Origin of the sequence: Bacillus sp. JJ1609, from assembly GCF_036967045.1 — a bacterium.
Taxonomy (GTDB): domain Bacteria; phylum Bacillota; class Bacilli; order Bacillales; family Cytobacillaceae; genus Mesobacillus.
This window is the reverse complement of sequence record NZ_JBALSS010000006.1, coordinates 127,089-153,528: the sequence shown is the minus strand read 5'-3', so window position 1 is coordinate 153,528 and position 26,440 is coordinate 127,089. Positions and strand designations below refer to the sequence as shown.

Here is a 26,440-nt window from a genome sequence, read left to right as displayed (position 1 = left end):
GTTGAGTGGTTCTTATAAGGCTTCTCATGACCATTCAGATGAAAAAAATCGATTTGAGTGGTTCTAACAAGGCTTCTCATGACCAGTTATTTTACCAGCCCACAGGAGGACGAAATCGTGAGTACTAAAAGTAGTCTTTCCCCAGAAGAAAATCTGAAATTAAAAGAGTTAAAGCGGCAACTGTTAAACACACAGAATGAAACCGAGCGGCATTCCTTACTTAAAGATATTGAACAGCTGCTAAATAAAGCAAAGCGGCGCTTTAAATTCGTATCTGCCCTGGATGAACAACATAATCCACCTTTTTAAATTCGATCCCGAGCCCATTTAGATAAATCATCAGGCCATTTTGTAAAATCGATGATCCTGTACTGCCGCTTAGTGTCGCATTTAAATTAAGAACTCATTAGTTCTTGCAACACCGGAGCCTTCTAGGTCCTTCTTTCTCTCCCTGGATGGTTCCACTGACAACCCCTTCCATAACCCGTTTCGCACCCAATAAAAAAAGAAGGCCACATCCATCACCTGGACATTGGCCTTCTTTTTGCATTCATGTAATTACTTCAATTCTTTAAGTTCTTTCACAACTGAATCGATATCTTCATCCGCTAATGGAGCAAATCCTGTTTCTTTTGCAACTTCCTGAGCATTTTCCATTGTGTAGATCGCATAATCTAATACTTGTGCTTTTTCTTTCGCACTGTTCACGTTCAAGTATGTGAATACAGGGCGCGTGAATGGAGCATAGTCGCCATCTTCCTTGATCGTGTCAAGTGAAGGTTCAACTGGGCCTTTGCCAAAATCAACATTTACAGCAGACAGCTTATCTTTGTTGTTTGCATAGTAACCATAGCCGAAGAAACCGATGGCATTCTTGTCTTTTGATACTAGGTCAACAAGTGTTGAGTAGTCCTGCTGCAAGTTAATTCCGTCGACAAGTGGCTTTTCTTCGAGAATGTTTTCAAACATGAATTCGTACGTACCGTGGTTTTCATTTGGACCATAAGTCTTGATTTCTTCATTTGGGAAGTCAGGGCGTACATCTGACCATTTTTTCTTTCCAGACTCAGCAAGGAAAATATCGATGACTTCTTCCTTCGTCAAATCCTTAGCCCAATCGTTATCTTTATTAATGACGATCGTGATGCCATCTAATGCAACTTTCATTTCTTTTACTTCGATTCCAAGCTCTTCCGCTTTAGCCTTTTCTTCATCCTTGATCTGGCGAGAAGCATCATTATAGTCTGTGCCATCTTTCTCAAGGAACTTTTTGAAACCAGCAGAAGTACCGGCACGACTTACTTCAACAGAAACATTCTCTTGTTCATTCGTCATATAATTTTCAGCCATTTTAGCCATGAAAGGATATACAGTACCTGAACCGTCAATTGCGATGCTGCCCTCAAGCTGACTTTCGTTTTTTCCGTTCGTCGTTTCAGCACTCTTTTCTCCATCAGAACAAGCTGCTCCAAAAACCATAACTGAGGCAAGCATAGTGAACATACCTAATTTTTTAAGTCTCTTCATTTCCTTAATCCCCCTAGTGTTATAACGTTCCTACTAGTACAAGATTACTAGACTGTTATTAACGGGGTTTTAAGGGAATGTAAATAATTCGAAAATAAATATTAAGATATATTAAGAACTACTCTGTCTCCCTTGCCAGTTCTTTTACCATCCAAACCTGCTCCTCCCACTCCTTGAACCCACACTCTTGTAAAATTTCAAGCAGCTGTGTCTTGTCGTCCGGAGTATTGACCGTTGTCCGTTGAAATGCGCGGTCCAAAGGGGAAAATGATTGCTTCAACAAAGTTTTGATTATATCCCCTGAATCGGACCTGTTTTCCTCCACTTCCAGCTGCAGCAAACCAATACTGGCAATCTCCCCTTCTTTGTACATCTTTTTATATAGAGAGTACCCGGCTATTTGATTATGTTCATCGCGCAGGATGATGGCACTCGCATCATGCAGATTCTGATTTTGCCATGGTGATTGATGCTGGTAAAAATGAACCGCTGTTAATTCCTGTGGCGATACATGTTCGAGCTGATAGTTTGAATTCATAGCATCAAAAACCTGCGCATTAAATACCTCATTGAATTGAAGGAACTTTAAACGCTTCTTCACTTCATATCCTAACCTTTTATAGAGCTCGATGGCACTTTCATTTCTAGAGATTGCTTCGAGTGTTGCGCATCTTACATCGTTTTCTCTGTAAATATCGATTACAGCGTTCATTAATTTTCTTCCTACGCCCTTGCCACGCAGCTCCTTCGCAACTCCGGTGCCGCCATTCCAGGCAACCAGCTCACCATTGACCTTTTTGATCCCGCTCAATACAATACCAGCTGGCCGGCCCTCATAATAAGCTACAACAGAATACTCTGGAGAAAGTTCATCCAGCCCAAAGCGTTTTGAAAACGAATCAACATCTTTTGTTTGATTGTAAAAATAACCCTCAAAACCGCGATTATACGCTTCTACTCCATCTTTCAATGGACAATCACTTAATTTCATTATTTCAATTTGCATGAGTTTCCCCCCAGCTTTTTAAGCAGAATTTGTTAGCTTAACAGTGAACATAACTGAAAAAAACCTTGCACAATTTCCAGTTGGCTTTTAAATCTTGATTATCGCAATGAAAATTTATTTTTCGCTATTAATATCTTAATTCCTATTTAATCTAATTTTTCGCTATTAAATTACATTATCGGTTATTAGCATTTTCATTTGTTTCAGATATGAAGGTTAACTTGCACTTAATGTGTAATTTTGGCCTTATTCAAAACCGTTTATTTTATCAAGCTTCCCACTGTTTCGGACGTTAATTTTTCGATAAGATTTACAAAAAGCTCGACGGTATTTTCAAAATCATCGCTATGAATGATTGATGCATGGCTATGGATGTACCTTGTTGGTATCGTAAATGCCAGCGAAGGTACGCCATTTCCATGAAGGTGAGTATTACCCGCATCCGTTCCGCCAGCTGTAAGAGCTTCGTATTGGAACGGCAGTTTAAGCTCCTCCGCCGTTTCCACTACGAATTCCCGAAGTTTTTTATGCGGAACCATCGAAGAATCGTACAGTACAACTTGAGGACCTTTACCAATAACTCCTCTTGCTTCATTCCTTGTCACACCCGGCACATCTCCGGCAATCCCTACATCGATCGCAAAAGAAATATCGGGATTGATCATATTCACTGCCGTTTTGGCTCCTCTGATTCCAACCTCTTCCTGGACAGTTGCCACCCCATACACAATATTTTCGTGGTGCTTATCCTGCAGCCTCTTCAGAACTTCTACCACAATCGCACATCCCAGCCTGTTATCCCAGGCTTTTGCCATCAACAGTTTAGGATTATCCATAACCGTGAACGGACAGATCGGAGCAATCGTATCCCCCGGCTTCACGCCAAAGCTTAAGGCTTCTTCCCTCGAAGACGCCCCAATATCAACAAACATATCCTTGATTTGAACGACCTTATTCCGTTCTTCGTTCGATAAAATATGTGGCGGCTTCGAACCTATTACTCCAGTAATCAGTCTATCTTTGGCTGTAATGTGGACCCTTTGGGCTAAAAGAACCTGGGACCACCAGCCCCCAAGCGGGATGAACTTTATGAATCCATCATCCGTTATATCCGACACCATGAAACCAACCTCATCCAAGTGGGCTGTAATCATAATTTTGGGCCCTTGCACATTTCCATTTTTTACAGCGATCAAGCTGCCTAATTGATCTTGATGGATTTCATCTGCATACGGCTTTATATGATTCTCCATTACTTTTCGGACTTTGCTCTCATCCCCAACGACCCCAGGCACTTCCGTTAATTCCTTCATCATTTCGAGAATCCTTTTGTCCATGGTTTAACCTCCAGAAAACCGACTAACCGGTCTATTTTTAGGTAAATTTTTTTTTATTGACCCTCTTAAAATCTCTAACTATCTGAATTACTCGTAGCGCCATCCTGAACCTTATCAATACAGCTCGTTATTATGAACTGTAAATGGTGTGCAAAACCCCAGGGATGATTTTTCAAAAAACGTCCAAATGGCAACCCCTTTGCCCCCTTTATAAGTACCGAGTAAAGAGTCAGCTTATTGGTGATGTAAATAAACCGACTGTATGGTTTATTATATTTTCATTTTTTATAAAATTGCAATATATTAGAAAATATTTCATTCGACAAAAACGCAATAATCTTTTTTAGTAACGGATTCTCTTAAGGAGTACAAAAAGTTAATAAACATCGTAAATCGCATATAAATTTGCAAGTGAAAAAGCACTGAAATTTGCAGTGCTTTTAACATTTGTATGTGTATCAAATTTGTTCCCAATTTTTTTCTTATTCAGTAATCGCACCCGATTGTTTAATAGTAATACTTATTTAACGAAGTATTATCTTATCTAAGGTTCTTGAAAAAGTTTTCTCTGTTTCATATAATCAACAGCCTTTGTTTTATTCTTTTGTTTTAAAATATGTTCTTCTTCGTTTTTTTCTCTATAGTAGGCATAGAATTTATCTTTAGAAAGGACACCTTCCGATATAGCTTTTTTAACTGCACAATGTGGCTCTTTGGTATGAGTGCAATTAGTAAATTTACACATTCTAGATAAATCTATAATGTCTTCAAATACAAAATCCAATCCATTTTCATTCATTTTTTAAACCTCACTCTATCTAATTAAGTAATGTCTTCTCTTATTCCATAATTCTGCCCGTTTGTGGAATAAGTTCCGCTCGTAATAACCATATTATCTATTCGATTTAGGAACCGTTTAATCCTTTCCATCCGTGTTTAGCACGTTAATTTGTAAGTCAATTAGCAAGTGAATTATCATTTCAAATAACCGTATGACAATAATTATTGTCATATTACTAAAATGGGGCGAATTCGGGGTGTGAATGTGAGGATAAAAATCAAATAAGCGTTGATATACCAACAAAAATAAGCCAACCAATGCATATGCGAATTGGTTGGCTATTTGCATTACTATTTTCTGTTTTTTACTCCAAAGAGAACCCGTTACTTTTTTAGACAACTGCTTTTATCTAAACACACTTGAGGGAACATCAAAACGATTCCATAAAAAGACTACAAAAATAGCGGATAGCAGCCAGGCGAAAATCGGTTTCTCAAAATGGACTTTAAGGATGAAAAACATCACGGCATTAAAGACCGCTGACCACCACAAGCTCCAGCCATTAAAATAGTCAATAAGGCCAAAATGGAGGTCTATGATTTCATTCACTACGTATAAAACGATCCATCCGAGATAATACATAACTTTCCTCATCCATTTGCCTTGCGGGAAATGGGACAGATAAACAAGGACAGTGGCAGGATATTTTATGGCCATGATCGAGAAAGATATATGAGTATTCGTCAACCCCATGGCTTTATCCGCAGCCGGAGGATCATATCTCCACATTGGATATGCATCAGATAATAAATATAAGTATAGAAAATCTCCCAGTGTAAAGAAAAGGATGGTTGGATAGTAACGCTTCCAATTCCTCCAATCACCCCATATAAATAAAATGGCTAACCATGACAATCCATATAACAAATTAATCATAAATACATGACACAACCCTCGTTTTACAAATAAAGGAAAGCCTTTTACTAGTATAACCAAGTGTTGAATAAACTATTTTCCATGATGATACATGAATAACCTCATCCGAATAATATCCACTGATGAAGGAAAAATACTTTCAGGGATCATTTTTAACAAAGGCTGCCTTATAACTCCATTATTACAAGCGTTTGATTAACTGTAAGAATTATAAATTCACAAAATGTGCGTAGATAAAGGAGGTCATCAGATTTTGGGAAAGAGCGATGAGAAGAAAGTATTATGGGTATTGTTTTTCTTCGGTATCTTTTCATTTTTCCAGCTAGTAAAAAAGCCTCCAATAAAAGATTGGCTCATTATCTTTTTGCTGAAAGGATACATTGCCTCCATATTAGATAATCTATTTGTGAAAAAAGGGTATTTAAAATATCCTGTTACCTTATTCAAAACGTTTGATATCAGTGTGTTATTCAGTTATATTATCTTTCCTGTAACATGCATTTATTTTAACCAGGTCACAAAAAACTCCGGACTGATTGCGATTATTTTAAAGTGTATACTTTTTAGCCTTCCATCCTCCCTTGCAGAACACTGGATCGAAAAGAAAACCGATTTAATAAAATACAAAAAAGGTTGGACTTCGTTCCATAGCTTTACATCCATCGCCTCTACTTTTTTAGCAGTGAGGTTCTTGATGGGGGGAATCAGGAAGATGACACAGTGGGAAGAAATGAACAACTAATCAAAAGCTGCCAAAATTGATGCCGGCAGCTTTTTTTTATGCCGGAGTTGGAACGAACCCATCAACGATCACCCATGTACAAAATTAAAATCCATCGTAGGAAGAAAGAGTTTATTTGAAGATAGCATATCCTCCGCATTACTAGACTGATGAGTATTGATTTTGGGAATTCAGTCCGTACTAGAGTATGATTACTTTATATAAGAGGAAAAGTTATTTATGGTATAAATCCAAGGAGGGTTGAATTTGAATTATTCATTAGAGACAGCTGACCAAAAAATAATCACCTTAGCAGAGGCATTGAACAGCCAGTACACGATGGTCGTATTTGTCCGCCATCTTGGCTGACCAGTCTGCAGAGCTTATCTTGCGCAGTTGCGCGAGCGAATAAATGAGGTTGAAGCAAAAGGCTATCAAGTCATAGCCATTGCCCCATCTAAGGGAACGTTCATCAAGCAATTCCTTGACCAGTTCGGGTCTTTCCCTTTTCCAATTCTCGGCGACCCAGCTCGGGAAGCTTATAATGGAATGGGGCATAAAACAATGCCAAAATGGAAGCTTCTGGCCAAAGCAGGCTTTGGATTTATCACTGGGCAAGTCAAAGACTTTATTCCGAAAAACGAGAAGCAGAAGGAATTCGTCATGAAATCCATGAAAACACAGGACGTCTACATTCAGGGAGGAACCTGGCTCTTCTCACCACAAGGAAAAATCTTGTGGAAGCATATAGATGAATCCCCTGAAGACCATGCAAAAATCGATGATGTGTTAAGACAGATGGATCGAGTAAAAAAATGACCGTAAACATGGGGACAGTTCTCATGTTTCTGACAAATGAGATTCATTCTTATGCTTCGTTCTCATACTTTATAATAAATTACCAACAATAATACTCCCTTTTTTTTACTGTTTTTATAGTATAATCGAGAGATACAGGAAAGACGGGGTGATCACTTGAAAAGTAAAATGAACCAGCTGTTTGAGGACAAAAAGTGTGTTCACGTGCTGTATTCTTATAATGGAATGAAAAGTTATATTGAACAGGCAGTGAGTTTTATTCAAGATGGCATTGAGGCGGGAGATTACGTTATCGTTATTGAAAATGAACGTGTTTATCCTGTTATTCATAAAGAACTAAACACTCGGTTAACAGAAGATCAAATGGAATTCGTTCACTTTGTAAACAACTTCGATTTCTATTATTCAAGTGGCAGTTATCATCCTCCTGCAATCACGGATTACTTTAATAAAATGGTTCAGCCATACGTAGAAAATAAAATCTCCTTCCGATCATGGGCACATGTGGAGTGGAGCACTATGGAAGATCCGCTGCATTTAATAGAAGATTTTGAGAAAATTGTAGACGAAGCTGTAAATTTACTGTCATTTCCATTGATTTGTGCATACAAAAACGAGGAAATGCCAGACTACCTCACAAGGATTTTGATGGAAACACACCCATATGTGCTAGTCGAAGATGACTGCATCGTCTCGGAACAATATCAGGAAGTGAATAATAAACAAAACGCTTAGAAAATTTCTAAGCGTTTTTTCTCTCATATTCGAGCTACATCGTCTATCCCCTATACTTGACTGCCAATCCTTTTAGAAAGTTCCTGGCGAATTTATCGCCGCATTCTTTGTAATTCTTGTGTCCAGGTTTTCGCAGCAGAGCGCCTAATTCGCCTTTTGTTACGTTGATACCGGCCAATTTAAAGATATCTAGCATATCCTCGCTTGTTAGTGCCAGCGCTATTTTCAGCTTCTTGAGAAGCATGTTATTAACATGTTCATTTGTCAGCGCTGGAGACTCTGGCTGTCCTGGTTTTGGATCCTGCTTTCCTCTTTTAAAAGTAATGAAGCCATTTAAAAACGACTCTAACGTCTTATTATTGCATTTTATGTAATCGTCATTTTCTTCTACATCAATCTCGCCATAGACTTCTTCTTCTGGTTTTTTGAGCATCTTTAGCACATCGTCCTTTGTTACTTTTACGCCGCCGAGCTTGAAGATTTCGACCATGTCTATATTTTTTATATCTTGTGCATATCGTAATCGAATTAATATATCATTGTTCTCCATTTATAAGCCTCCCCTTACAATGCCGCAGCTTCTTTATACTTTTAAAAGCAACGCCATCGTTATTCCATAAAATACTTGTGCTCATTTCTTCCATCATTGAGCACAAGTATTATCCCACACGAACCCCTGCAATCCAAGCAATAATTTAAGGTGAAGACCTTTTGCGGCATTTCTTTTTAAAAAAGAGCCATTTAGGATGGACTTACCCCTTCCCTGCCTGGAAACCTGGATATTGTGTCATGCCGCCATCCGCAAAAAGGGTGAGACCGGTGACATAGCTCGCTTCGGTAGAAGCAAGCCACACTGCACATGCGGCAATTTCTTCAGGCTTGCCTATATAGCCCATTGGAATCAGCTCGATAACGCCTTTCTTCAGCTCAGGATCATCAAATTTTTCCGCGTTGATCGGTGTATCGATGGCGCCCGGTGCGATGCAGTTTACCCGAATTCCATGCGGTGCGAATTCAAGCGCGAGCGTTTCTGTCATCAGCTTGACTCCGCCTTTGCTGGCTGCATAATGGACAAAGTGCGGCCACGGAATTTTCTGATGAACGGATGACATGTTAATGATCGACCCTTTGATTTTATTTTCGAGCATATAGTCAAGCGCTTCCCGGCAGCCTAAAAACTGCCCGGTCAAATTGGTTGAAATGACCTTGTTCCAATCCTCCAGGGTGAGATCTTCCGATGGGACTTCGTTTTCGATGCCGGCGTTGTTGATCATGATATCCAATGAACCGAACGTCTTAACAGCATGGGAAACCATCCTTTTCACATCAGCTTCCTTCGTGACATCCCCCTGGATTGCGCTCGCGCTTCCGCCTGCTTTTTCAATTGTTTCAATAATAGCCTTTACTTCCTGTTCCTCTTTATAATAGTTAATGACTACCTTAGACTTTTCAGCCCCGAATCTCTCAGCCATCGCTTTTCCGAGACCCGTTGCACCGCCTGTAATGACCACAACTTTCCCTTCAAGACTTGGATACATTCCAATCGCTCCCTTATCTTTTTGTAACGCCCAATAATACGCCGCCTGCGATAATGAGCAAGCAGCCCAGCAGCACCATCCACACCTGCTTTTTACTCTTCCGTTCATTTAAAAAGAACAGGCCGCCGATGGTTGAAATAACAATACCCGTTTGCGAAAGAGAAAAGCTCGTCGCTACCCCGATTTTAGGCAATGCAAGCAGGAGTCCGAGATTTCCTGTACTCCACATAAGGCCTGTTACAATGTTCCTCACTGCATACTTGTTGTATGGTTTATCGCGAATTGTCAGCAACACCGCGCCTGTGACCATCCCAATCGCCTGGGGAAGGATTGCCGCCCAGCCATCAATATTGAACCAGCGGATCAGCACCACATAACCGACAAAGCCTGCAGTCGAAAGGAGCAGGACGAGAAAGCCTTTTTTCAAGCTCTTCGATTTATCTTTTTCCTTCTCCTGGTTCATTGATGTGAGCACGGCACCAGCAATGATAAGCGCGAGAGCCGCGATTCCGATCATGACGCTCATTCTTGTTTCCCATTCCTTAAAAATAAAGACGCCGAAAAAAGTTGTTCCAATCAGCTGCAAGCCAGTCGACATCGGGGCGGTTTTAGCAACCCCCAGGTACCGGACAGCTCCAAACTGATTTTTCTGTCCAAGCGACCAAAACAATCCTGATATGAATCCCACAATCCAAATGAGCGTCGACAGATCAGGCCTCTTATAAATGAATACCACGATTGCAAATAACAAGGCACCAATTGTCGTTCCAAGCGTCTGGCTGTCTTCGTCCCCGCCAAGCTTATTGCTGACAAACACAATACTGCCCCATGAAACAGCTGCAAGCAGGGCTAAAAGAATTCCTGTCATATGTGAGTACCCCAATCTCATTTTTTTCGAAACATAGAATGCTGTTCTTTTTAGCTTGCGGTAACTGGAAAAATCTTATTCCTCACGCAAGGCTTTATGTGGATATTCTTTTTCAAAAATATAGAAAAAGACCGAAGATGATAGTGGGCTGTAACCCAAATGATCTTCAGTCTTTCTAAATTTCCCTTATCAATTAAACACAAACCATTACATAGCTATAAAACGAATGTCACTGCTTGGCTGAACATCCGCAAACCAGCGTAGAGTACTGTTGTGATGCTTAATAATCTGCTGAGCAGTTAATTCCGCTGAATCGAATGTACCATGCGAATCTGAAACAAGAGTTACCTTATATCCCATACTGAAAGCTCTCCGACACGTTGTATCAACACATAATTCTGTTTGAATCCCTGTAATATACAGATGTTCAATGCCCCGATTTTTAAGTTCTTCGTCTAAAGATGTGTTGGAAAATGAATCAGGGTTTGTTTTTTGTATAATAACATCGTCTGTCTGTGGAGAAATGCTGGGATGGATTTCCCACCCTGTTGTACCATATTCCAAGGGCCCCCCAGGAGCTTCATTGTGCTGTACATAAAAAATTGGTGCATTCGCCTCACGTGCCTTACTTATTAAATTGTTTATATTCTGGAGCAATTTTCCCCCGTTGAATACCCCTTCTTCAAACATTACATTTTGAACGTCGATCACCAAAAGTGCTTCCATCGCTGTAACCTCCCCCTGAAAAAACCAACTCTTAAGGTTAGCTAATAAATTCAACAAAAATGAGTTTTATCCTTCTTGGATTAACCCTGCCCCTTAATAGAATATTTCCAAGTAATCGATCATCGTTTATAAACCTTCTGCTAATAAATAAGGTACCTCGAAACCTGTCATAAAGTATTTTTTTCCTGTTTCCCGAATTTACTTATTACCGATAAAACACCGGCCATCACAACAATCATATGAGACATTAGAAAAGTATAAACATTAAAATAGATACTATTAGTGTATTGATTAAACCAGCCAAAGCGATAAATTCTAGAGTCAGGATTAGCTGGGGTTCCTCCTAAAGCAATGACCAGCTCATTTGCGTAATTTAAGATGGCTACCATCAAAAATACACAAAAAATAAGTGAAAGAAGTAAAATCCACGCGTGCATTTTTCTATTCTTAACATTGTTTGATTTTTCCTTTGCCAGCTTAAACGTTAAGATATAACTCGCAATGAAAACAGGTGAGAAAAGCATGATGATTAAGAGGCCAAGATTTCCATTACCTGAATTCACATCAGGTTGAATCGTAAAGGTATTTTCAATAAGGAAAAATCCTAAAGACGATAATAGAACACTTATCATCCAAAAAATCGATTTCTTTTCCAAAGTAAGCCCCCTTCCTTTACCCACGTCATTTCGCTATAAAAATGTATCTTTGCACCAAACACTTCGTCCAATCTTTTTAATTGCTCCATACATATGTTAATAATGCAAAACAATCTATTAATAAGAAAGGGGGAATTGCTATGTGTAATAACTGTTCATTTCACGATGACCATTCTAGTCGTACTAGTCCAAGCCGCCGCAGCCGATGCAATAAATGTGTGTGCGATCAACTAAGAATGTTGCGCCGTGGCACAGAAGTAGACGTATTTTTATCTGGCGGTACAGTCTTAGAAGATGTCATTTTCCTGCGCTTTAACAACAATAATTGCTGCGCTTCTTTTAGAGATGAAGAAGAAGAACCAGGTACTACTATTTTCGTAGACTGTCGTGATATCCAAGCACTTAGAATCGAGTAAAAAATGATTAAGGGGCTTCTTCGTTTTATAGGAGGCCCCTATCCTTTATCACAACAAAAATCGAGATTAATGCCTAACCTTAATTAAATGAGCATTTTCCACAACTTCAAATCCCAAACGAAGATAATAATTAAATACCCTCCTGTTAGATGGAGTAGTTTCTAATTGAATCGCAACAATCTCATCACTTTCTTCTAACCGCTTAATAAAATAACTGCCTATCCCTTCGTTTCTAAACTTCTCTTTAATGTATAGCTCATCAACTATTAAGATATTCCCCCCATATTCATTGCTCCAAAGGTAGACAAGTATGGAGTACCCTATAATTGCATTATTTTTTTTCAAAATGACAATTCTAATTTTCCCTGGATTTTTCTTATACTCATTAATTGTTGCTGCCACTTTTGATTTGTTCATTGGCTGACCTTCAGAGTCTTCTCTGTATAGTGAGCTCACCATTCCCACAAATTCAATATAATCACTGTCATCATAATCTCTTAACTCAATATCCATAAATGCGCACCCTTATGGGAATATATTTTTCTTTTCTAAACTAGAACCGCCCGGAGCTTTGCACCCAATTCTTGAGTCTCTATTTCACTGCCAAACAATCCCTGACCATGACTCTCCAAATCATATGGTCAAACCCTTCGCCCCAATAGTCCTTTAATAAGTAATCAGGCTGTCCAAATTTCTTGATCCAAATTTTTTGAGCATTCATATACCCACTATCTAAACAAAATTCCTCTACACCTTTATTCTGTAAAGTAAGATACATTGAATTCAATAGTACATTCCCTACTCCATTCCTCTGGTAGTCAGGATGAACAAACACTGTACCTACCTCAGTTAGCTCTTTAAAAGCATCGTTTGTGCAATTCCTTATGAGGTCGCTTGCTGGTCCATATTCAATCGAACCAATAATCTTATCACCATCTAGCGCTATTAAAAAATATCTTAATTCACCATTGCTTTCAAAATCGTTTTTTATATATTTTTCCTTAACTTCAATTTCTGCTTTAATATCATTCAACTTCTCCCCTATACCTTCTTTAGTAAACGTGTCAATTATCACTAAGGAAAAAAATTGATTTAACTGTTTTATGTCACCCATTCTTGGTCTTCTTATCGCTAGCTCAGGCACTAACACCCCTCCCCACTCCAGTTCAATTCATTCGTACTGTATTGTAACTTCAACATAAAGGGCGTCAATCCTTTCTGGATTAACGCATTAATAAGACTCAGCTTCATTCTATTAAAATCTTTCCTTCACTAAGGGTGCACTACCAGATTAAAACTGCTGTTGAAATCCTCTGCACTGCTTCTGCAAATCTTGATTCTATAATGAGTGGGGCAACTTTTATTCAATAAAATAGTAGTTCAATCCGGAGGTTAACATGAGGACGCTAAAACAGCTCAATGCCGTTTGTGATAAAATAATTAATTCTGATACATCTGACCGGGTAAAGGCTATTAAATTAAAAGGACTTTTAGCTGAAATGGAACGGACTTTTAAAACCCCCGTTCACGAAGAAAATAATCCTGAATTGATGCTGTTATATCGCAAGGTTTTGGATCATATCAAACTGAGATGAACCTAAAAATCCATAGAGCATAACACTCACCTGTTTAATCTTAACATTTTTTGTAAAAAAATTTTGTAATATTTAAAAGAAAGACCCTCAGCACGCGAATGTACTGTGGGTCTTTCTTTTATAGTTTTTCTCCATTTGTTGCAATAACGTCTTTATACCAGAAGAAGGACTTCTTCCTTTTACGTTCCAGTGTCCCGCTGCCATCGTCATGCTTGTCGACATAGATGAAACCATAACGTTTCGAGAACTCACCAGTTGACATACTTACCATATCAATGCAGCCCCAGCTTGTATAGCCCATCAATTCCACACCATCTTCAATCGCTTCACCCATCGCTTTAATGTGGTCGCGAAGATAATCAATCCGGTAGTCATCATTGATCGAGCCGTCTTCTTCCACCTGGTCACGGGCTCCCAATCCATTTTCAACAACAAATAGTGGAATCTGGTAACGGTCGTACAATTGATTCAAGCTAATCCGCAATCCTGTCGGGTCGATTTCCCATCCCCAATCACTCGCCTTCAGGAACGGATTCCTCACTCCGCCAATAAGGTTGCCTTCTGAGCTGCCAAAACCGGACTTGTCTTTCATCTCGGCCCTGGACATATAGTAACTGAGTCCAATGTAATCCACGGTACCTTCTTTGATTAATTCCATGTCCCCATCCTGAATATCCAGCTCGACATTATGCTCTTTGAAATACCGCTTGATAAAAGCAGGGTATTCGCCTCTCACCTGGACATCTGCACAGAAGTAGTTGAAGAAACGTTCCTCCTGAAGGGCATACATGACATTTTCCGGATTGGAATCATAGGAGTAAGCTGGCGCATATAAAATCATACAGCCTATTTTTGCATCCGGGATAATCTCATGGCACGCTTTTACCGCAATGCTGCTGGCAACAAACTGATGGTGGTATGCCTGGAAGGTTGGCTGGTACTTATCCTCTTCTTTTTGAATAGAGAATCCAAGCCCCATGATTGGCATGATTAAGCCGCTGTTAATTTCATTGAAGGTCATCCAGTACTTCACTTTATTTTTATAACGGTTGAAAATCGAGTTGACGTATCTTTCGAAAAAGGTAACCACTTCGCGATTTCTCCAGCCACCGTATTCTTTTACAAGAGTGACAGGCATCTCATAGTGAGAAATCGTCACAACCGGCTCAATGCCCTGCTTGTGCAGCTCATCAAACACCCGGTCGTAGAATGCCAGGCCTTCCTCGTTCGCCTTCAGCTCGTTTCCATTCGGAAAAATCCGCGTCCAGGCTATCGACATGCGAAACACCTTAAAGCCCATTTCGGCAAAAAGAGCAATGTCTTCCTTGTAGCGATGATAGAAGTCAATGCCTTCATGATTTGGATAGTAGCCGTACTTCTCCCGGTCGATTTCAAAATTGAAACCCGGAGTCTGCAGGATATCCAGTCTTTCTTTTCCGCCGGGTAGGACATCGGCGATATTCAAGCCCTTATTCCCTTCGTAAAATCCACCTTCCATCTGGTTGGCAGCCGTAGCACCGCCCCACAAAAAACCTTCAGGAAATTGATATGTCTTCATATGAATACCTCCCGCTCTTTTTCAAACTATAAAAGAATCATAACTGCGTCGATCCAGACAGTAAATAATCTCCGAGCAACTAGTTTCGGATGACACAGGAAGTCATTCGTTTCATAGATGTAACACCTTGTGTCTTTGCTGATCACTTATGATAAAATGATGATATTGTTTTATAAAAGGAGAATAAGCCCCCATGTTCTCAAATGACATGATTGCCTCTTTCAATGAATTAGAAACTTCTTTATATAATTACATCATCCAAAACAGTGACAAAGTCGCTTATATGCGGATTCGCGAACTGGCAGATGAAACCCATGTATCAACAGCAACGATTTTACGCTTCTGCAAAAAACTCAATTGTGAGGGCTTTACCGAATTCAAAGTGAAGCTGAAAATGTATCTGGAAGAAAATAAAAAAACCGTCATTAAAAGCTCCCAGCAATCAGTCGTCGAATTTTTTGAACGGACATTGAAAGGCGATCTTGAGGAAAAAATCAGTCAGGCAGCCCATCTGGTGAACCAGACGGATAATGTGATTTTCATCGGCATCGGAAGCTCAGGGATTCTCGCAGAATATGGTGCGCGGTACTTCTCAAGTCTGGGCACATTTTCAATGTACATCAAGGACCCCCACTTCCCGATTCATTCCAAGCTGCGGAATAACAGCGTCACGATTGCATTATCAGTCTCAGGAGAAAATCCCTTCACCGTCACCCATCTCAACCAGCTAAAACAAGAAGGAAGCAAAATCATCAGCATCACAAACAATAAATTCTCCACCATAGCAAAAATTTCTGATTTAAACATTCCCTATTATGTAACCGAGGAATTTTATGAAGAAGCGAACATTACAACCCAGGTGCCAGTTGTCTATATACTAGAAGCAATGGCACGTGAGATTTATAAGCTAAAATAAAAATAGACCATCGATCTTTATGTGATCTTTGGTCTATTTTGTTTAAAATATGCCTCTTCATGCTTTAGGTGTGCTCTTTTTATAGTTTTACAGCTCGGTTGAATACGAAATTTTAGCTGAAAACAGTTTTATTACTAGTACGTGAAGATTTATTACTAGTAAGTGATGCTTTATTACTAGTAAGCGATGCTTTATTACCAGTAGATGAAGTTTTATCACCAGTAGGAGATTTTCCACCTGTTGGATCATTTAAATTTCATTAATCTAGCGATTCAGATGATCCCCACTATTTGCCTTCCCATTGTAAAAGCCAACATGCAGTTGGAAATGCTTTATTACCGGTCGGAACTGTTTTTTCACCAGTTGGACCTTTTTTTCACCGGTTGGAACTGTTTTTTCACCGGTTGGCTAAATATATCGCCGGTTCGTGCTCCCATAACCATTCACCTTAAAAATACAAGTTACTGATTCCCCTTCTTAACCCATTCCGCAACTGTAACCGTGCGCTTTGCCTGATATTTTACAGCCGCCTGAACATCTTCAACCATATTACCGTCCTGGTCCACGGTTACACTTGTTCCATACGGGTTGCCGCCGGCTGCAAACGTAACCTGGTCTGTATAGCCCGGCGCAGCGACAATCGCACCCCAGTGATACATGCTTGTGTAAAGCGATAAAATAGTTGCCTCTTGTCCACCATGCGGGTTCTGGGCTGAAGACATCGCACTAACCACTTTGTTCACCAATTTCCCTTTAGCCCAAAGTCCGCCTGTCATATCAAGGAATTGCTTCATTTGGGATGGCATGTTTCCAAAGCGGGTAGGCACACTGAAAATAATCGCATCCGCCCATTCAAGATCCTCCGGTGTAACCTCAGGAACATCCTTCGTTGCCTCAACAGTCGCTTTCCAGGCCGGATTTCCTTCAATAGCCGATTCAGGAGCCAGTTCCTTCACCTTGAAAACCTTCACTTCCGCTCCAGCTTCCTCTGCGCCTTCCTTCGCCCATTTTGACAGTTGAAAGTTCGTTCCGCCCATGCTGTAGAAAATCACTGCTAAATTTACATTTGCCATTTTATCCGTCTCCTTTATCAATGTAATTATTACTTAGCTATTTTTTCTATGTCACATAGTCTATATACCTGAATGAGAAGTTTTTAAGCATTCTGAGCAAAAAAATAGCCTTATCCTTTTAAAGGATAAGACTATCGTTTCACAATATGTGCAGCCTGATAAACAGCCTTTTACAAGCCCCTGTACCACTGCGCAGCTGCTTCAACCTCTTGCAGCGTTAATTGATGCCCTCTGTTCTCCCAGTGCAGTTCGACCTTTGCATTCGCTTTTTCCAGTAAGGACTGCAGCTCCTCAGATTCTATCGGAGGGCAGATCGGATCATTCGTACCGGCCGCTATGAAAACGGACTTCTCTGATAGGTCAGGCAGTTCAATTCCTCTTCTCGGAACCATTGGATGATGCAAAATCGCACCCTTTAAGGCATTTTGGTAGTGGAACATCAAGCTCGCAGCAATGTTTGCTCCATTCGAATACCCAACAGCAATCACATTGTTGCGGTCAAACTCATACTTCACCGCTGCTTCATCTAGAAAATCATTTAATTCCTTCGTGCGGAAAATAAGGTCTTCTATATCAAATACACCTTCCGCTAGCCTGCGGAAAAAGCGGGGCATGCCATTCTCCAGGACATTTCCTCTGACACTCAAGACAGAAGCTTCATCATCGATTCTTCCAGCAAGCGGCAACAAGTCTAACTCATTTCCACCTGTACCATGCAGTAGTAGCAGAGTCGGCTTATTATCATTTGTCCCTTTATTAAAAATGTGCTTCACTTTTAAATCTCCTCCATTTCCCGCACCTCTATTGGCGCTAACATTGCTTCTAATTCTTCTCTCTTAGATTCAAGCCAGGAAGGCAGCATGAGCTTTTTTCCGAGCTGTTCCAATGGTTCATCCACTGTAAAACCAGGAGGGTCCGTTGCTATTTCGAACAGGATTCCTCCACCTTCATGAAAATAAATCGCATTAAAATAATTCCTGTCCTTAACCTCTGTTGGATAGTATCCTTTTTCCTGAAGCAGAGCTCTCCACTTCAAAAGCTCAGCTTCGTCTCTTGCTCTCCAGGCAATATGATGGACCGTTCCTGCGCCCATCAGCCCGCGAACAGAAGGTGTAAGCTTAATATCAATTATATTACCAAGCTCTGCTTCAGTTTTGAACCGGAGGAAGCCCTCCTCCTGCCCAACGCATTCAAGTCCTAAAACATCTTCAAGCACCTCTGCCGTTTTATGAGGCTGTGCAGAAATGAGGGTAGCACCGCTAAAACCTTTAATCGCCACCTCAGGCCGTACTTCGCCAAAGCTCCAGTTATTGACGGGCCCTTCCATACGTTCGACCAGCTCGATTTCCAGACCATCCGGATCCTGAAGCTTCAAATACTTTTCTCCAAACCGTACATCTACAGAAAACTCTACCCCGAATTTCTTCAGCCTGTTCTCCCAAAATCCCAGAGAACCTTTCGGAATCACATAACCAGTAACTCCTACTTGCCCGATGCCAATCCGGCCTTTTAATTGCTTTGGCCATGGAAAAAAGGTAATCACCGTTCCCGGATGACCTGATTCATTCGCAAAATAAAGATGGTACACTTCTGGACGGTCAAAGTTGATTGTTTTTTTCACCAGTCTCAACCCAAGGACTCCCGCATAAAAATCAATCGTCCGCTGTGCGTCGTTCACCATAGCGGTAATGTGATGGATTCCAGCTGTTTTTAGCATGCTTTCCCCTCCTTTCAACTGCTTGTAAAAAAAATCATTTCGGCCTTTCAATCGTAAAAATCTCACCAATCTTTGCATAATCCTGTCCAGCCAGCCTACTAACAGCTGCCAGTCCTGCCGGGTTGATTCTTCCATTTTCAAAAATTGCTTCATCTATATGGAATTGTACCACTTTCCCTATGATGAAATCACAGCCAGGGGACTCCGAGCCGCCCAGCACCAGAGCATGCTCCAATCTGCATTCCATTCGGATTTTTGCTTCCTTCACACCTGGAACAGTAATCTTTACACTGTCTACAGATGTTAATCGGGCTAGCTCAATCTCACTCTGGTCTGAGGGGAGACTTGCAGCAGTGATGTTCACTTTTTCAACATTTTGCTCATCCACAATATGAACAACGAATTCCTTCGTTTCAAGGATGTTTCTTGCCGTATCCTTCTGCCTTCCCGCCGCCCGCTGGATCGCTAATGAAATCATCGGCGGATTCGAGGTGACAATGTTAAAATAGCTGAACGGTGCCCCATTCAATATGCCATCCTGCGAGAGGGTCGTCACGAAAGCAATGGGACGTGGTATGATACTGCCGATTAGCAGCTTATAATTTTCCCTTTCGGTGTTCGTTTCAGGATCAATTGAAATCAATGCTCACCCCTCCTCCAATTCCCTCACAGTAATAGGCAGCAAAATATTTTCAATCGTTTCTCTGTGAGCCTCATATTGCTTAGGCAGCTTCAGCTCTTCCCCCATCGTTTCAAGCGACTCGTCGTGTGCGAAACCAGGTGGGTCTGTCGCAATCTCAAACAGGATTTCTCCATGCTCCCTGAAGTAAATAGCATTAAAGTAGTTCCGATCCTGGACAGGAGTAACACCGTAACTATGCGCTGCAACATACTTTTGCCAATCCAATTGATCCTCGTCATCTTTTGCTCGCCATGCAATGTGGTGCACCGTGCCAACACCCATTTCGCCGCGGCCGACAGGAGTTAATTTCAAGTCGATTATATTCCCGATGTCTGCAGTGGAACGATACCGGACGAAATCTCCTTCTTCGCCTACTTTTTCTAGTCCCATCACCTGTTCCAGCAACTCAGCTGTTTTTTCAGGCCGAGCTGATAATAGCGTTGCTCCGCCAAATCCTTTGATGGCAACTTCAGGAGTTACTCCACCGAAGGTCCATGTATTGACTTCTCCCTCAGCTCGCTCCACAATTTCCAGATGAAGCCCATGTGGATCATCGAATTCGAGATACTGTTCTCCAAAGCGTTCCATTTTCGTAAAAGCAACATTGAACCTCTGCAATCTTTCTTCCCAAAAGCCCATTGCTCCCTGCGGAACGACATATGACGTCACGCCAACCTGGCCATCACCAATTTTCCCTTTGTATGCATCAGGCCATGGAAAAAACGTAATAATCGTGCCCGGCTTGCCGCCATCATTCCCGAAATAAAGGTGGTAGGTTCCGGGGTCATCAAAATTGACCGTCTGCTTCACTAAGCGCAAACCTAAAACACCAGCATAAAAATCGATATTTTCCTGAGGATGGCCGACAATTGCCGTGATATGATGAATCCCCATCGTTTTTTTGGTCATTTGGGACACTCCTTTTTTTATAGTTGATTTCTTCTCACTTTACTGTTTCCGAAAAGCCTAAGAGTTAAAATAAAATCGCATCAAGACTATAAAGACCCGGTCCGATCAACGCAATTCCGATCGCGGTTGCAAGCAATGTTAAGTTGTACTCATATCCATTTGAAATTGACCATAAACCATTAGCACCATGAACCTTGACTATTGCCATTACCATTGTGCCCGCTATTATCACACCTGCAAGCGGAGTTAATAATCCTAAAGCGAACAGCAGCCCACCAACTAATTCAGCCAATCCAGCAAAAAGCGCCATCGTTACTCCAGGCTTCATGCCAATGGATTCAAACCAGCCTCCGGTACCTTTTAAACCATAGCCCCCAAACCAGCCAAACAACTTTTGAGCACCGTGCCCTACGAACAATACACCAATAACTAAACGTATAATTAATAAACCAATATTCATCATCTTTATTTCCTCCTTAAAATTATCTTTAATTCGAGATATATATTTAAAAAATTAGATTTTTACTTTTTTCAGAAGCTGTATGAAATCCTCTGCCTCTTCAGCACTCAGTGAATCAAACATTGAATCAACCATTTCATGGTGCTTGGGCATGATTTCATCCATTAACTCTGTACCCTCGGGTGTTAATGTCACATGGATTACTCTGCGGTCATCCGGACACGGACTACGCCTTAAAAGTCCTCGCTGTTCCAACTTATCAATCACATAAGTCATCGAACTGCTGGAAACGAGAATCCTGCTGCCTATTTGCTGTATTGTCTGCCTTCCTTTGTGGAACAGTACCTCTAGAACGGAAAATTCCGTGATATTTAGCTGTCTTTTACTAATCCCGTCTCTTATTTTTTCCTGTATCGCTTTTGACGTATGCATTAAAAGCAAGAACGGCTGGTTCGTACATTTCCTTTCCATGATCAAACACCTTCTTTTTAAAAAGGGCAACGCAGCTATAGTGTTGCCCTTTATGAATGATTACAAATACTCTTTTTCGAGGTCGAGCGTACTGCGAACTGTATCTATCGGGCGGACAAAACTCTCAATCTGCTCGCGTTTCGATTCAAGGAATGGCGGCAATGACAATTTCTCGCCAAGCGTTTCGTATGGTTCGTCGCCCATGAATCCTGGACCATCTGTCGCCCATTCGAATAGGATTCCAGGCGCAACACGTGCATACAAGGATTCAAAAAAGAATCGATCAACATAACCAGAAACTCCGAAACCAGCACCTTTCATGTGGTCGATCCATTCATAAAGAACCGCTGTATCCTCTACACGGAAGGCTGTATGGTGGACGGTTCCAAATCCTTGGCGTCCAGCTGGCAACACGGTATTATGCTCGACAATAACCTGAGCACCATTGCCGCCTTCTCCCATTTCAAAAAGATGGAGTGAGCCTTCATTGGCAATCTCCCGCATATACATCACTTTTTCTAACACTTCTTTAAAATAATCAAAGCGAGAGATGCGGATATGGATTGGACCAAGACCCGTAATGGCAAACTCCAATGGAACCGGGCCATCTTGCCATGGTGTTCCAGAAGCAATACCTTCATTGAATTCATCCGAAACCAGCATATATTGCTGATCATCAAAATCGGCAAACGAGATTGTCTTCTTGCCAAACAACTCTTTGATGCCAGTGTGTTTCACATCGTACTTATCAAATCGCTTCACCCAATACTCAAGCGCTGCGTCAGTCGGCACGCGGAACGAAGTCTTATAAATTTCGTCCGTCCCATGTGCTCCTTTCGGAATTCCCGGAAAATCAAAGAAAGTCATATCCGTACCGGCAGACCCTTTATCATCAGCAAAAAATAAGTGATACGTACGGATATCATCCTGATTAACTGTTTTCTTCACCAAACGCATTCCAAGCACATATGTGAAAAACTCATAGTTCTTTTCCGCACTGCTCGTAATCGCTGTAACGTGGTGGATTCCTTTTAAATGGTTCATTCTTTATCGCTCCTTTTATATTTATCTCGAAATCGAGATATTTATTTAAAAAAATATCTACCTTTACTTTATCCAACATGTACTTGAAAAAAACTTAATTCAAATTTTAATATCTTGAATTCGAGATAATAATATCATGTATATTTTTCAATGTCAACACCTCATGCCTTAACAAAAATAAAAGCTGATCAGAATCATCCATGATCAGCTTCGTTTATCATTTAAATTTTTATCATCATCTGAAACTTGCTCGAAAAGCTGAGAAATGTAGCCATTTAATTCAAAACCTTCTTCATTCATAAATTCAGTAATTTGTCTCATTGTAGTTCGCCCTCCAATTTATTGTTGTTTGTTGATTATAGTATTCCCACTCTGGGAATCTTTTAATCAACCAATTTTTTGAAGGAAAGGGAATTTGGTTGTTTACTAACTTCTGCACCTCTTTTACCGGATGAACATATAGTAAAAAAAATCCATTACTGGGCTGCTGTCATGGATTTCGGTTTACTTAATAGTGAGGTGGACAAAATGAATGACTTTAACTATCGTCATCTACCTGGACTTTATTGGACAAAAGATACCCTTATAGGCAGAATAAGAGTTACCACCGAACCAACGCCATTAAGAGTAGGGAGCGAAAACCTGCCAAGAAGGAGACAATTATGGGTCGTAAATGATTCGTCTACTTATATATACCACTCCTCGGACCCTAATTTTTCAATTGAAAAAGGTAATTATGTCTTCAATACTCCAGCCGAAATTATTGTTTATGACCTGGACCCAAATGAAGATCTGACCATTTATGCCAAGACGAAAGAATATCCTGTAAATATTCGAGTTTTCGAGGTGGTTTGACATGGCACTAACAAGTATTCCCTTCAGCAATATGCCTTATTGGCTGGGTTTTGTCTTTGCAGGCCAAGCGTTTACTCTCTCCCATCGGGCCACCATTCCCCCTGGACAGAGCCTCAATATTCAAATAATGACAGGCAAGGACACGATTACGCATATCACCGATCGGAGAATTGTAAGTGGGTCTGAGCAATTAGGAATCAAGCTGCTGAAAAATCCCGGCTTCACGCACGGAAACAGAAAACTTCCCACCATCAACCTCGACGACCGCTCGAAGATACAAGCAGCTACTTCGTTTTACGTAAACCCTTCAAACATCCACGGCGGAACGGTGTTGGAAGAAACGATGATCCCTAGATATGCCTTTTCGCAAGGAGGCACTCCCATTGAATCGACTTCCTACGAAAGGATCCTTCAATTTGATAGCAACTATATTTTAATCATTCAAAATGAAGGATTTTATCCAACAAATGTCGCGGTTAACATGGCTTTTTATGAGTCTGGGAATTAACATTTGAATCTATAACAAAGAGCCTATCCATACAGGATAAGCTCTTAATTCACTTTTCTATTTTTTCATTTAAAGATTTGGTCAAAACCCTATTCTAAATGTTGAACTTCTCTGTATTCTTCTTTCTTCTCGAATTCTTTCTTGGCGTAGGAACATAGCGGGACAATCTTTAATCCTTCGTTCTTCGCTTTTTCAACTACATGGCGTACGAGTTCTTCCGCCAGGCCTTGTCCGCGATGCGCCGGATCAACTCTCGTATGATCAATGACAATCACACGCTCTCCATCTCGGCGAAAAGTAACTTCTCCAACCTCTAAACCTTGCGAATCTCTAGCTACAAAACGACCTTCTTCTTCAGCAAATTGATAAGACATTGGGCACCTCCAAAATTAGTCTGTTGCTCCATTTAAATGTATCATAGCGAGGAAAATTACCACCAACAGTTTACACCTTCAAGTCACCAGCATACTCCCACAGCCCCAACTGCCCTTTGGCAGGGATATATTTTTCAAGATGCTGCATGTTTTGAACTTCCCAAACATAGCCACCCACTCGATAATCCCCTAAAAAAATATCAATACCGGAAATAATTCGTCCATCCTCTAATACCGCCCAGCTTTGATTGTTTTCAATTACCTTTATACAATCTTTCAAGGTGCAAACCCCAATGATCATACCGGTCGGCAGATTATCCGCAGAATAATGATGCTTACCAAGTAACTCTTTGATCACATATTGGTTACATGCAGCCTTATCGATTTTTTTACTCGTATGGATCGCAAGCAGCCCCCGATAGTTCGTTCTCCATGTCCGGGTTTCAAACTGAGTTTCGCCAAGGACAAACAAACTCGCCCAAGGTTGAATCATTGACAGAACTTTCATCTCCAGGTGGCTCCTTCTTTTAACATTTTGATACTAAGAGAGTTCCCTTGAATTAATTAATATAATCCTGTCTTTTGGGATTGAGATGGATTTTTAATGGGGATAGCGTAAGAAGAGTTTGGGGGAGGAAAGAAAGGATTGCTTAAAACTACTTTAAAAAGTGGTTAATTAACCGTGGATTAAAAGATTTAACTAAACTGATAAGCCTGCGATGCCTTTTTACATTTTTTAAAAAACAAAAGCTGATCAGCATTAATTCTGGATCAGCTTTCTTGTTCATCATTATCTGATACTTGTTCGAATAACTGTGAAATGTAGCCGTTTAATTCAAAACCTTCTTCGTTCATAAATTCCGTAATCTGGTTCATTGTCGTCGCCCTCCATTTAATTGTTTGTTGGTTATAGTATTCCCACCCTAGCAATCTTTTAATCAACCAATTTTTTGTAAGAAAGGTAAAAACGCGGATTACTATTTTTTAGATTTCAACCATTTAGACGTAGACAAGCCCGAAAATGTTGCAGATTTCTGAAAATTTATATGTTCAAAAAGATTCACACACTCTTTAAACTATTTATGATTCAATGATAATGTACTGGATTTTGAGAGAATTGGAAGGTGAAGTATGTTTATTAAATCGCGTTGTATGAGTAAAGAATTAAAAATCCTGACAGCACTGAACACTCGCATGGACTTGCCCGAAAAAGAAAGACAGCAGTATTGGAGCCTGCTAAAGGGGTTTGAAGGCGAACTGCAATTCGACCGCCGGATTGCCTCACTCGAAACTGAAAACCTTGTTTTAAACGACTTGCTGTTAGAAGTGAGCGGCTCCGTATTCCAAATCGATTCCCTGGTTATTTTTCAAGACACGGTTTACCTGTTTGAAGTAAAAAACTACGAAGGAGATTATTATTACGAAGACGAAAAACTGCGGACCATCACCGACAAAGAGGTCAAAGACCCGCTCCTCCAGCTGAAACGAAGCGAATCCCTGCTGCGACAACTACTGAACACCCTCGGCTACAACTTCTCAATAAAAGCCTACGTCATATTTGTCCATCCCGAATTCACCTTGTTTCAAGCCCCTAAAGACGAACCCATAATTCTATCCACCCAAATGAACCGATTCATGAAAAAACTCAATAACATCAAATCAAAGATTTCTGTTCGAAACACCAAGCTGGCAGAGAAATTGATGTCCCTGCATCTACCTGAGTCACCTATGGAGAGAAATCATGAGTATGAGTATGGGATGCTGAGGAAAGGCGTGTTTTGTGTGGGGTGTGGTGGGGTGGCGAATGTATACCACCAACCAAAATTACTTTGTACCTCTTGCGGTAAGTCTGAACACATTGAGGCAGCGATTCTTCGAAACGTTGATGAATTCAGACTCCTCTTCCCAAATGAAAAAATTACAACTAATTTGATATATGATTGGTGCGGGGGCTCCATATCAAAAAGAACGATTCAACGTTATTTGATGAAAAACTTTAAAGTAAAAGGTGTTAAGAACTGGACTTACTACGAGTGAATTTTTGTACATGGGAGTGAAAAGATGACAACGACTCCTTTGGGATGAGCGTGTTTACCCTTTATATTGTTACAATGGCCAATTTCATTACAATTCGCAGTGAGTTTTTTCTTTGAGTTGTTCTCAGATCCCTCCTCATAACAACTCAACTCCAACTTTTCGCTTCGAGTTGTTC

The 26,440-nt window shown here is 40.6% G+C and carries 32 protein-coding genes and 1 pseudogene; 10 read left to right on the top strand and 23 right to left on the bottom strand.

What is annotated here, in order from left to right; all coding sequences use genetic code 11:
* The first annotated feature begins 117 nt into the window (after nt 1-117).
* Nucleotides 118-309, top strand: a complete 192-nt coding sequence (locus tag V7654_RS05375) for a hypothetical protein (RefSeq protein WP_335429102.1) — start codon at nt 118-120, stop codon at nt 307-309.
* Nucleotides 310-558: 249 nt separating this feature from the next.
* Here the strand turns inward: V7654_RS05375 and V7654_RS05370 are convergent, their stop codons facing one another.
* From V7654_RS05370 to V7654_RS05350, 5 genes are all read right to left on the bottom strand, one after another.
* Nucleotides 559-1,527, bottom strand: a complete 969-nt coding sequence (locus tag V7654_RS05370; protein ID WP_335429100.1) for a PstS family phosphate ABC transporter substrate-binding protein — start codon at nt 1,525-1,527, stop codon at nt 559-561.
* Nucleotides 1,528-1,645: 118 nt separating this feature from the next.
* Nucleotides 1,646-2,533, bottom strand: coding sequence for a GNAT family N-acetyltransferase (locus tag V7654_RS05365; RefSeq protein ID WP_335429099.1), 888 nt, complete (start codon nt 2,531-2,533; stop codon nt 1,646-1,648).
* A 260-nt stretch (nt 2,534-2,793) separates the two neighbouring features.
* Nucleotides 2,794-3,870 (bottom strand): M42 family metallopeptidase, encoded by a 1,077-nt coding sequence (locus tag V7654_RS05360; RefSeq protein ID WP_335429098.1) that lies wholly within the window; start codon nt 3,868-3,870, stop codon nt 2,794-2,796.
* A gap of 544 nt (nt 3,871-4,414) precedes the next feature.
* A complete protein-coding gene (locus tag V7654_RS05355) occupies nt 4,415-4,669 on the bottom strand; it encodes a hypothetical protein (RefSeq protein ID WP_335429097.1) in 255 nt (84 codons plus the stop codon).
* 387 nt (nt 4,670-5,056) lie between these two features.
* A complete protein-coding gene (locus tag V7654_RS05350; protein WP_335429095.1) occupies nt 5,057-5,587 on the bottom strand; it encodes a CBO0543 family protein in 531 nt (176 codons plus the stop codon).
* A gap of 253 nt (nt 5,588-5,840) precedes the next feature.
* Between V7654_RS05350 and V7654_RS05345 the strand changes: the two genes are divergently transcribed.
* The 3 genes and pseudogenes from V7654_RS05345 to V7654_RS05335 all read left to right on the top strand — a co-directional run bounded on the left by V7654_RS05345 (nt 5,841) and on the right by V7654_RS05335 (nt 7,862).
* The gene (locus tag V7654_RS05345) at nt 5,841-6,329 is read left to right on the top strand and encodes a CBO0543 family protein (RefSeq protein WP_335429092.1); all 489 of its coding nucleotides are present in this window, start codon (nt 5,841-5,843) and stop codon (nt 6,327-6,329) included.
* A 360-nt stretch (nt 6,330-6,689) separates the two neighbouring features.
* Nucleotides 6,690-7,127, top strand: a pseudogene (locus V7654_RS05340) (peroxiredoxin-like family protein); the annotation flags it as partial.
* A gap of 156 nt (nt 7,128-7,283) precedes the next feature.
* On the top strand, nt 7,284-7,862 hold the full coding sequence (locus V7654_RS05335; protein ID WP_335429091.1) for an MEDS domain-containing protein: 579 nt from the start codon (nt 7,284-7,286) through the stop codon (nt 7,860-7,862).
* Between the two features lie 43 nt (nt 7,863-7,905).
* On the opposite strand, the gene V7654_RS05330 is transcribed toward V7654_RS05335, so the two are convergent.
* The 5 genes from V7654_RS05330 to V7654_RS05310 all read right to left on the bottom strand — a co-directional run bounded on the left by V7654_RS05330 (nt 7,906) and on the right by V7654_RS05310 (nt 11,650).
* Nucleotides 7,906-8,412, bottom strand: a complete 507-nt coding sequence (locus V7654_RS05330; RefSeq protein WP_335429090.1) for a DUF1456 family protein — start codon at nt 8,410-8,412, stop codon at nt 7,906-7,908.
* Nucleotides 8,413-8,614: 202 nt separating this feature from the next.
* Nucleotides 8,615-9,400, bottom strand: a complete 786-nt coding sequence (locus V7654_RS05325) for a glucose-1-dehydrogenase (protein WP_335429088.1) — start codon at nt 9,398-9,400, stop codon at nt 8,615-8,617.
* Between the two features lie 13 nt (nt 9,401-9,413).
* Entirely contained in the window at nt 9,414-10,268 is an 855-nt protein-coding gene (locus V7654_RS05320; protein WP_335429086.1) for a GRP family sugar transporter, read from the bottom strand.
* 207 nt (nt 10,269-10,475) lie between these two features.
* Nucleotides 10,476-10,994 (bottom strand): cysteine hydrolase family protein, encoded by a 519-nt coding sequence (locus V7654_RS05315; RefSeq protein ID WP_335429084.1) that lies wholly within the window; start codon nt 10,992-10,994, stop codon nt 10,476-10,478.
* A gap of 167 nt (nt 10,995-11,161) precedes the next feature.
* Nucleotides 11,162-11,650, bottom strand: a complete 489-nt coding sequence (locus tag V7654_RS05310) for a hypothetical protein (protein WP_335429082.1) — start codon at nt 11,648-11,650, stop codon at nt 11,162-11,164.
* Nucleotides 11,651-11,886: 236 nt separating this feature from the next.
* Here V7654_RS05310 and V7654_RS05305 point away from each other — a divergent pair, with 236 nt between their 5' ends.
* Entirely contained in the window at nt 11,887-12,066 is a 180-nt protein-coding gene (locus tag V7654_RS05305; protein ID WP_335429081.1) for a penicillin-binding protein, read from the top strand.
* Between the two features lie 66 nt (nt 12,067-12,132).
* On the opposite strand, the gene V7654_RS05300 is transcribed toward V7654_RS05305, so the two are convergent.
* Together V7654_RS05300 and V7654_RS05295 are read right to left on the bottom strand one after the other, a co-directional pair.
* Nucleotides 12,133-12,579, bottom strand: coding sequence for a GNAT family N-acetyltransferase (locus V7654_RS05300; protein WP_335429079.1), 447 nt, complete (start codon nt 12,577-12,579; stop codon nt 12,133-12,135).
* 79 nt (nt 12,580-12,658) lie between these two features.
* Complete coding sequence (locus V7654_RS05295) at nt 12,659-13,180, bottom strand: GNAT family N-acetyltransferase (RefSeq protein ID WP_438825264.1); 522 nt, start codon at nt 13,178-13,180, stop codon at nt 12,659-12,661.
* Nucleotides 13,181-13,463: 283 nt separating this feature from the next.
* Here V7654_RS05295 and V7654_RS05290 point away from each other — a divergent pair, with 283 nt between their 5' ends.
* Entirely contained in the window at nt 13,464-13,661 is a 198-nt protein-coding gene (locus V7654_RS05290) for a hypothetical protein (RefSeq protein WP_335429076.1), read from the top strand.
* A gap of 118 nt (nt 13,662-13,779) precedes the next feature.
* Here the strand turns inward: V7654_RS05290 and V7654_RS05285 are convergent, their stop codons facing one another.
* Complete coding sequence (locus V7654_RS05285) at nt 13,780-15,219, bottom strand: glycoside hydrolase family 1 protein (protein WP_335429074.1); 1,440 nt, start codon at nt 15,217-15,219, stop codon at nt 13,780-13,782.
* Between the two features lie 193 nt (nt 15,220-15,412).
* On the opposite strand from V7654_RS05285, the gene V7654_RS05280 reads away from it, so the two are divergent.
* Nucleotides 15,413-16,135 carry a MurR/RpiR family transcriptional regulator gene (locus tag V7654_RS05280; protein WP_335429071.1) on the top strand — a complete coding sequence of 241 codons (723 nt, stop codon included), beginning with the start codon at nt 15,413-15,415 and terminating at the stop codon, nt 16,133-16,135.
* 461 nt (nt 16,136-16,596) lie between these two features.
* Here the strand turns inward: V7654_RS05280 and wrbA are convergent, their stop codons facing one another.
* The 8 genes from wrbA to V7654_RS05240 all read right to left on the bottom strand — a co-directional run bounded on the left by wrbA (nt 16,597) and on the right by V7654_RS05240 (nt 22,491).
* Entirely contained in the window at nt 16,597-17,208 is a 612-nt protein-coding gene (wrbA, locus tag V7654_RS05275; protein WP_335429070.1) for an NAD(P)H:quinone oxidoreductase, read from the bottom strand.
* A 170-nt stretch (nt 17,209-17,378) separates the two neighbouring features.
* Complete coding sequence (locus V7654_RS05270; RefSeq protein ID WP_335429069.1) at nt 17,379-17,981, bottom strand: alpha/beta hydrolase; 603 nt, start codon at nt 17,979-17,981, stop codon at nt 17,379-17,381.
* Between the two features lie 2 nt (nt 17,982-17,983).
* Nucleotides 17,984-18,925, bottom strand: a complete 942-nt coding sequence (locus V7654_RS05265; RefSeq protein ID WP_335429068.1) for a ring-cleaving dioxygenase — start codon at nt 18,923-18,925, stop codon at nt 17,984-17,986.
* Nucleotides 18,926-18,959: 34 nt separating this feature from the next.
* The gene (locus V7654_RS05260; RefSeq protein ID WP_335429067.1) at nt 18,960-19,568 is read right to left on the bottom strand and encodes a flavin reductase family protein; all 609 of its coding nucleotides are present in this window, start codon (nt 19,566-19,568) and stop codon (nt 18,960-18,962) included.
* A gap of 3 nt (nt 19,569-19,571) precedes the next feature.
* A complete protein-coding gene (locus V7654_RS05255; RefSeq protein ID WP_335429066.1) occupies nt 19,572-20,516 on the bottom strand; it encodes a ring-cleaving dioxygenase in 945 nt (314 codons plus the stop codon).
* Between the two features lie 64 nt (nt 20,517-20,580).
* Nucleotides 20,581-20,979 (bottom strand): DoxX family protein, encoded by a 399-nt coding sequence (locus V7654_RS05250; protein WP_335429065.1) that lies wholly within the window; start codon nt 20,977-20,979, stop codon nt 20,581-20,583.
* 51 nt (nt 20,980-21,030) lie between these two features.
* Nucleotides 21,031-21,447, bottom strand: a complete 417-nt coding sequence (locus V7654_RS05245) for a MarR family winged helix-turn-helix transcriptional regulator (RefSeq protein ID WP_335429064.1) — start codon at nt 21,445-21,447, stop codon at nt 21,031-21,033.
* A 60-nt stretch (nt 21,448-21,507) separates the two neighbouring features.
* The gene (locus tag V7654_RS05240; RefSeq protein ID WP_335429063.1) at nt 21,508-22,491 is read right to left on the bottom strand and encodes a ring-cleaving dioxygenase; all 984 of its coding nucleotides are present in this window, start codon (nt 22,489-22,491) and stop codon (nt 21,508-21,510) included.
* Nucleotides 22,492-22,890: 399 nt separating this feature from the next.
* Between V7654_RS05240 and V7654_RS05235 the strand changes: the two genes are divergently transcribed.
* Nucleotides 22,891-23,346 (top strand): hypothetical protein, encoded by a 456-nt coding sequence (locus tag V7654_RS05235; protein ID WP_335429062.1) that lies wholly within the window; start codon nt 22,891-22,893, stop codon nt 23,344-23,346.
* A gap of 1 nt (nt 23,347) precedes the next feature.
* Nucleotides 23,348-23,854: a hypothetical protein gene (locus tag V7654_RS05230; RefSeq protein WP_335429060.1), complete on the top strand. Its 507-nt coding sequence runs from the start codon at nt 23,348-23,350 to the stop codon at nt 23,852-23,854.
* A gap of 89 nt (nt 23,855-23,943) precedes the next feature.
* Here V7654_RS05230 and V7654_RS05225 read toward each other — a convergent pair whose 3' ends face one another.
* Together V7654_RS05225 and V7654_RS05220 are read right to left on the bottom strand one after the other, a co-directional pair.
* The gene (locus V7654_RS05225) at nt 23,944-24,228 is read right to left on the bottom strand and encodes a GNAT family N-acetyltransferase (protein WP_335429057.1); all 285 of its coding nucleotides are present in this window, start codon (nt 24,226-24,228) and stop codon (nt 23,944-23,946) included.
* 70 nt (nt 24,229-24,298) lie between these two features.
* Nucleotides 24,299-24,736, bottom strand: coding sequence for an ASCH domain-containing protein (locus V7654_RS05220; RefSeq protein ID WP_335429055.1), 438 nt, complete (start codon nt 24,734-24,736; stop codon nt 24,299-24,301).
* 644 nt (nt 24,737-25,380) lie between these two features.
* Here V7654_RS05220 and V7654_RS05215 point away from each other — a divergent pair.
* Entirely contained in the window at nt 25,381-26,265 is an 885-nt protein-coding gene (locus V7654_RS05215) for a nuclease-related domain-containing protein (RefSeq protein ID WP_335429054.1), read from the top strand.
* Nucleotides 26,266-26,440 lie beyond the last annotated feature (175 nt).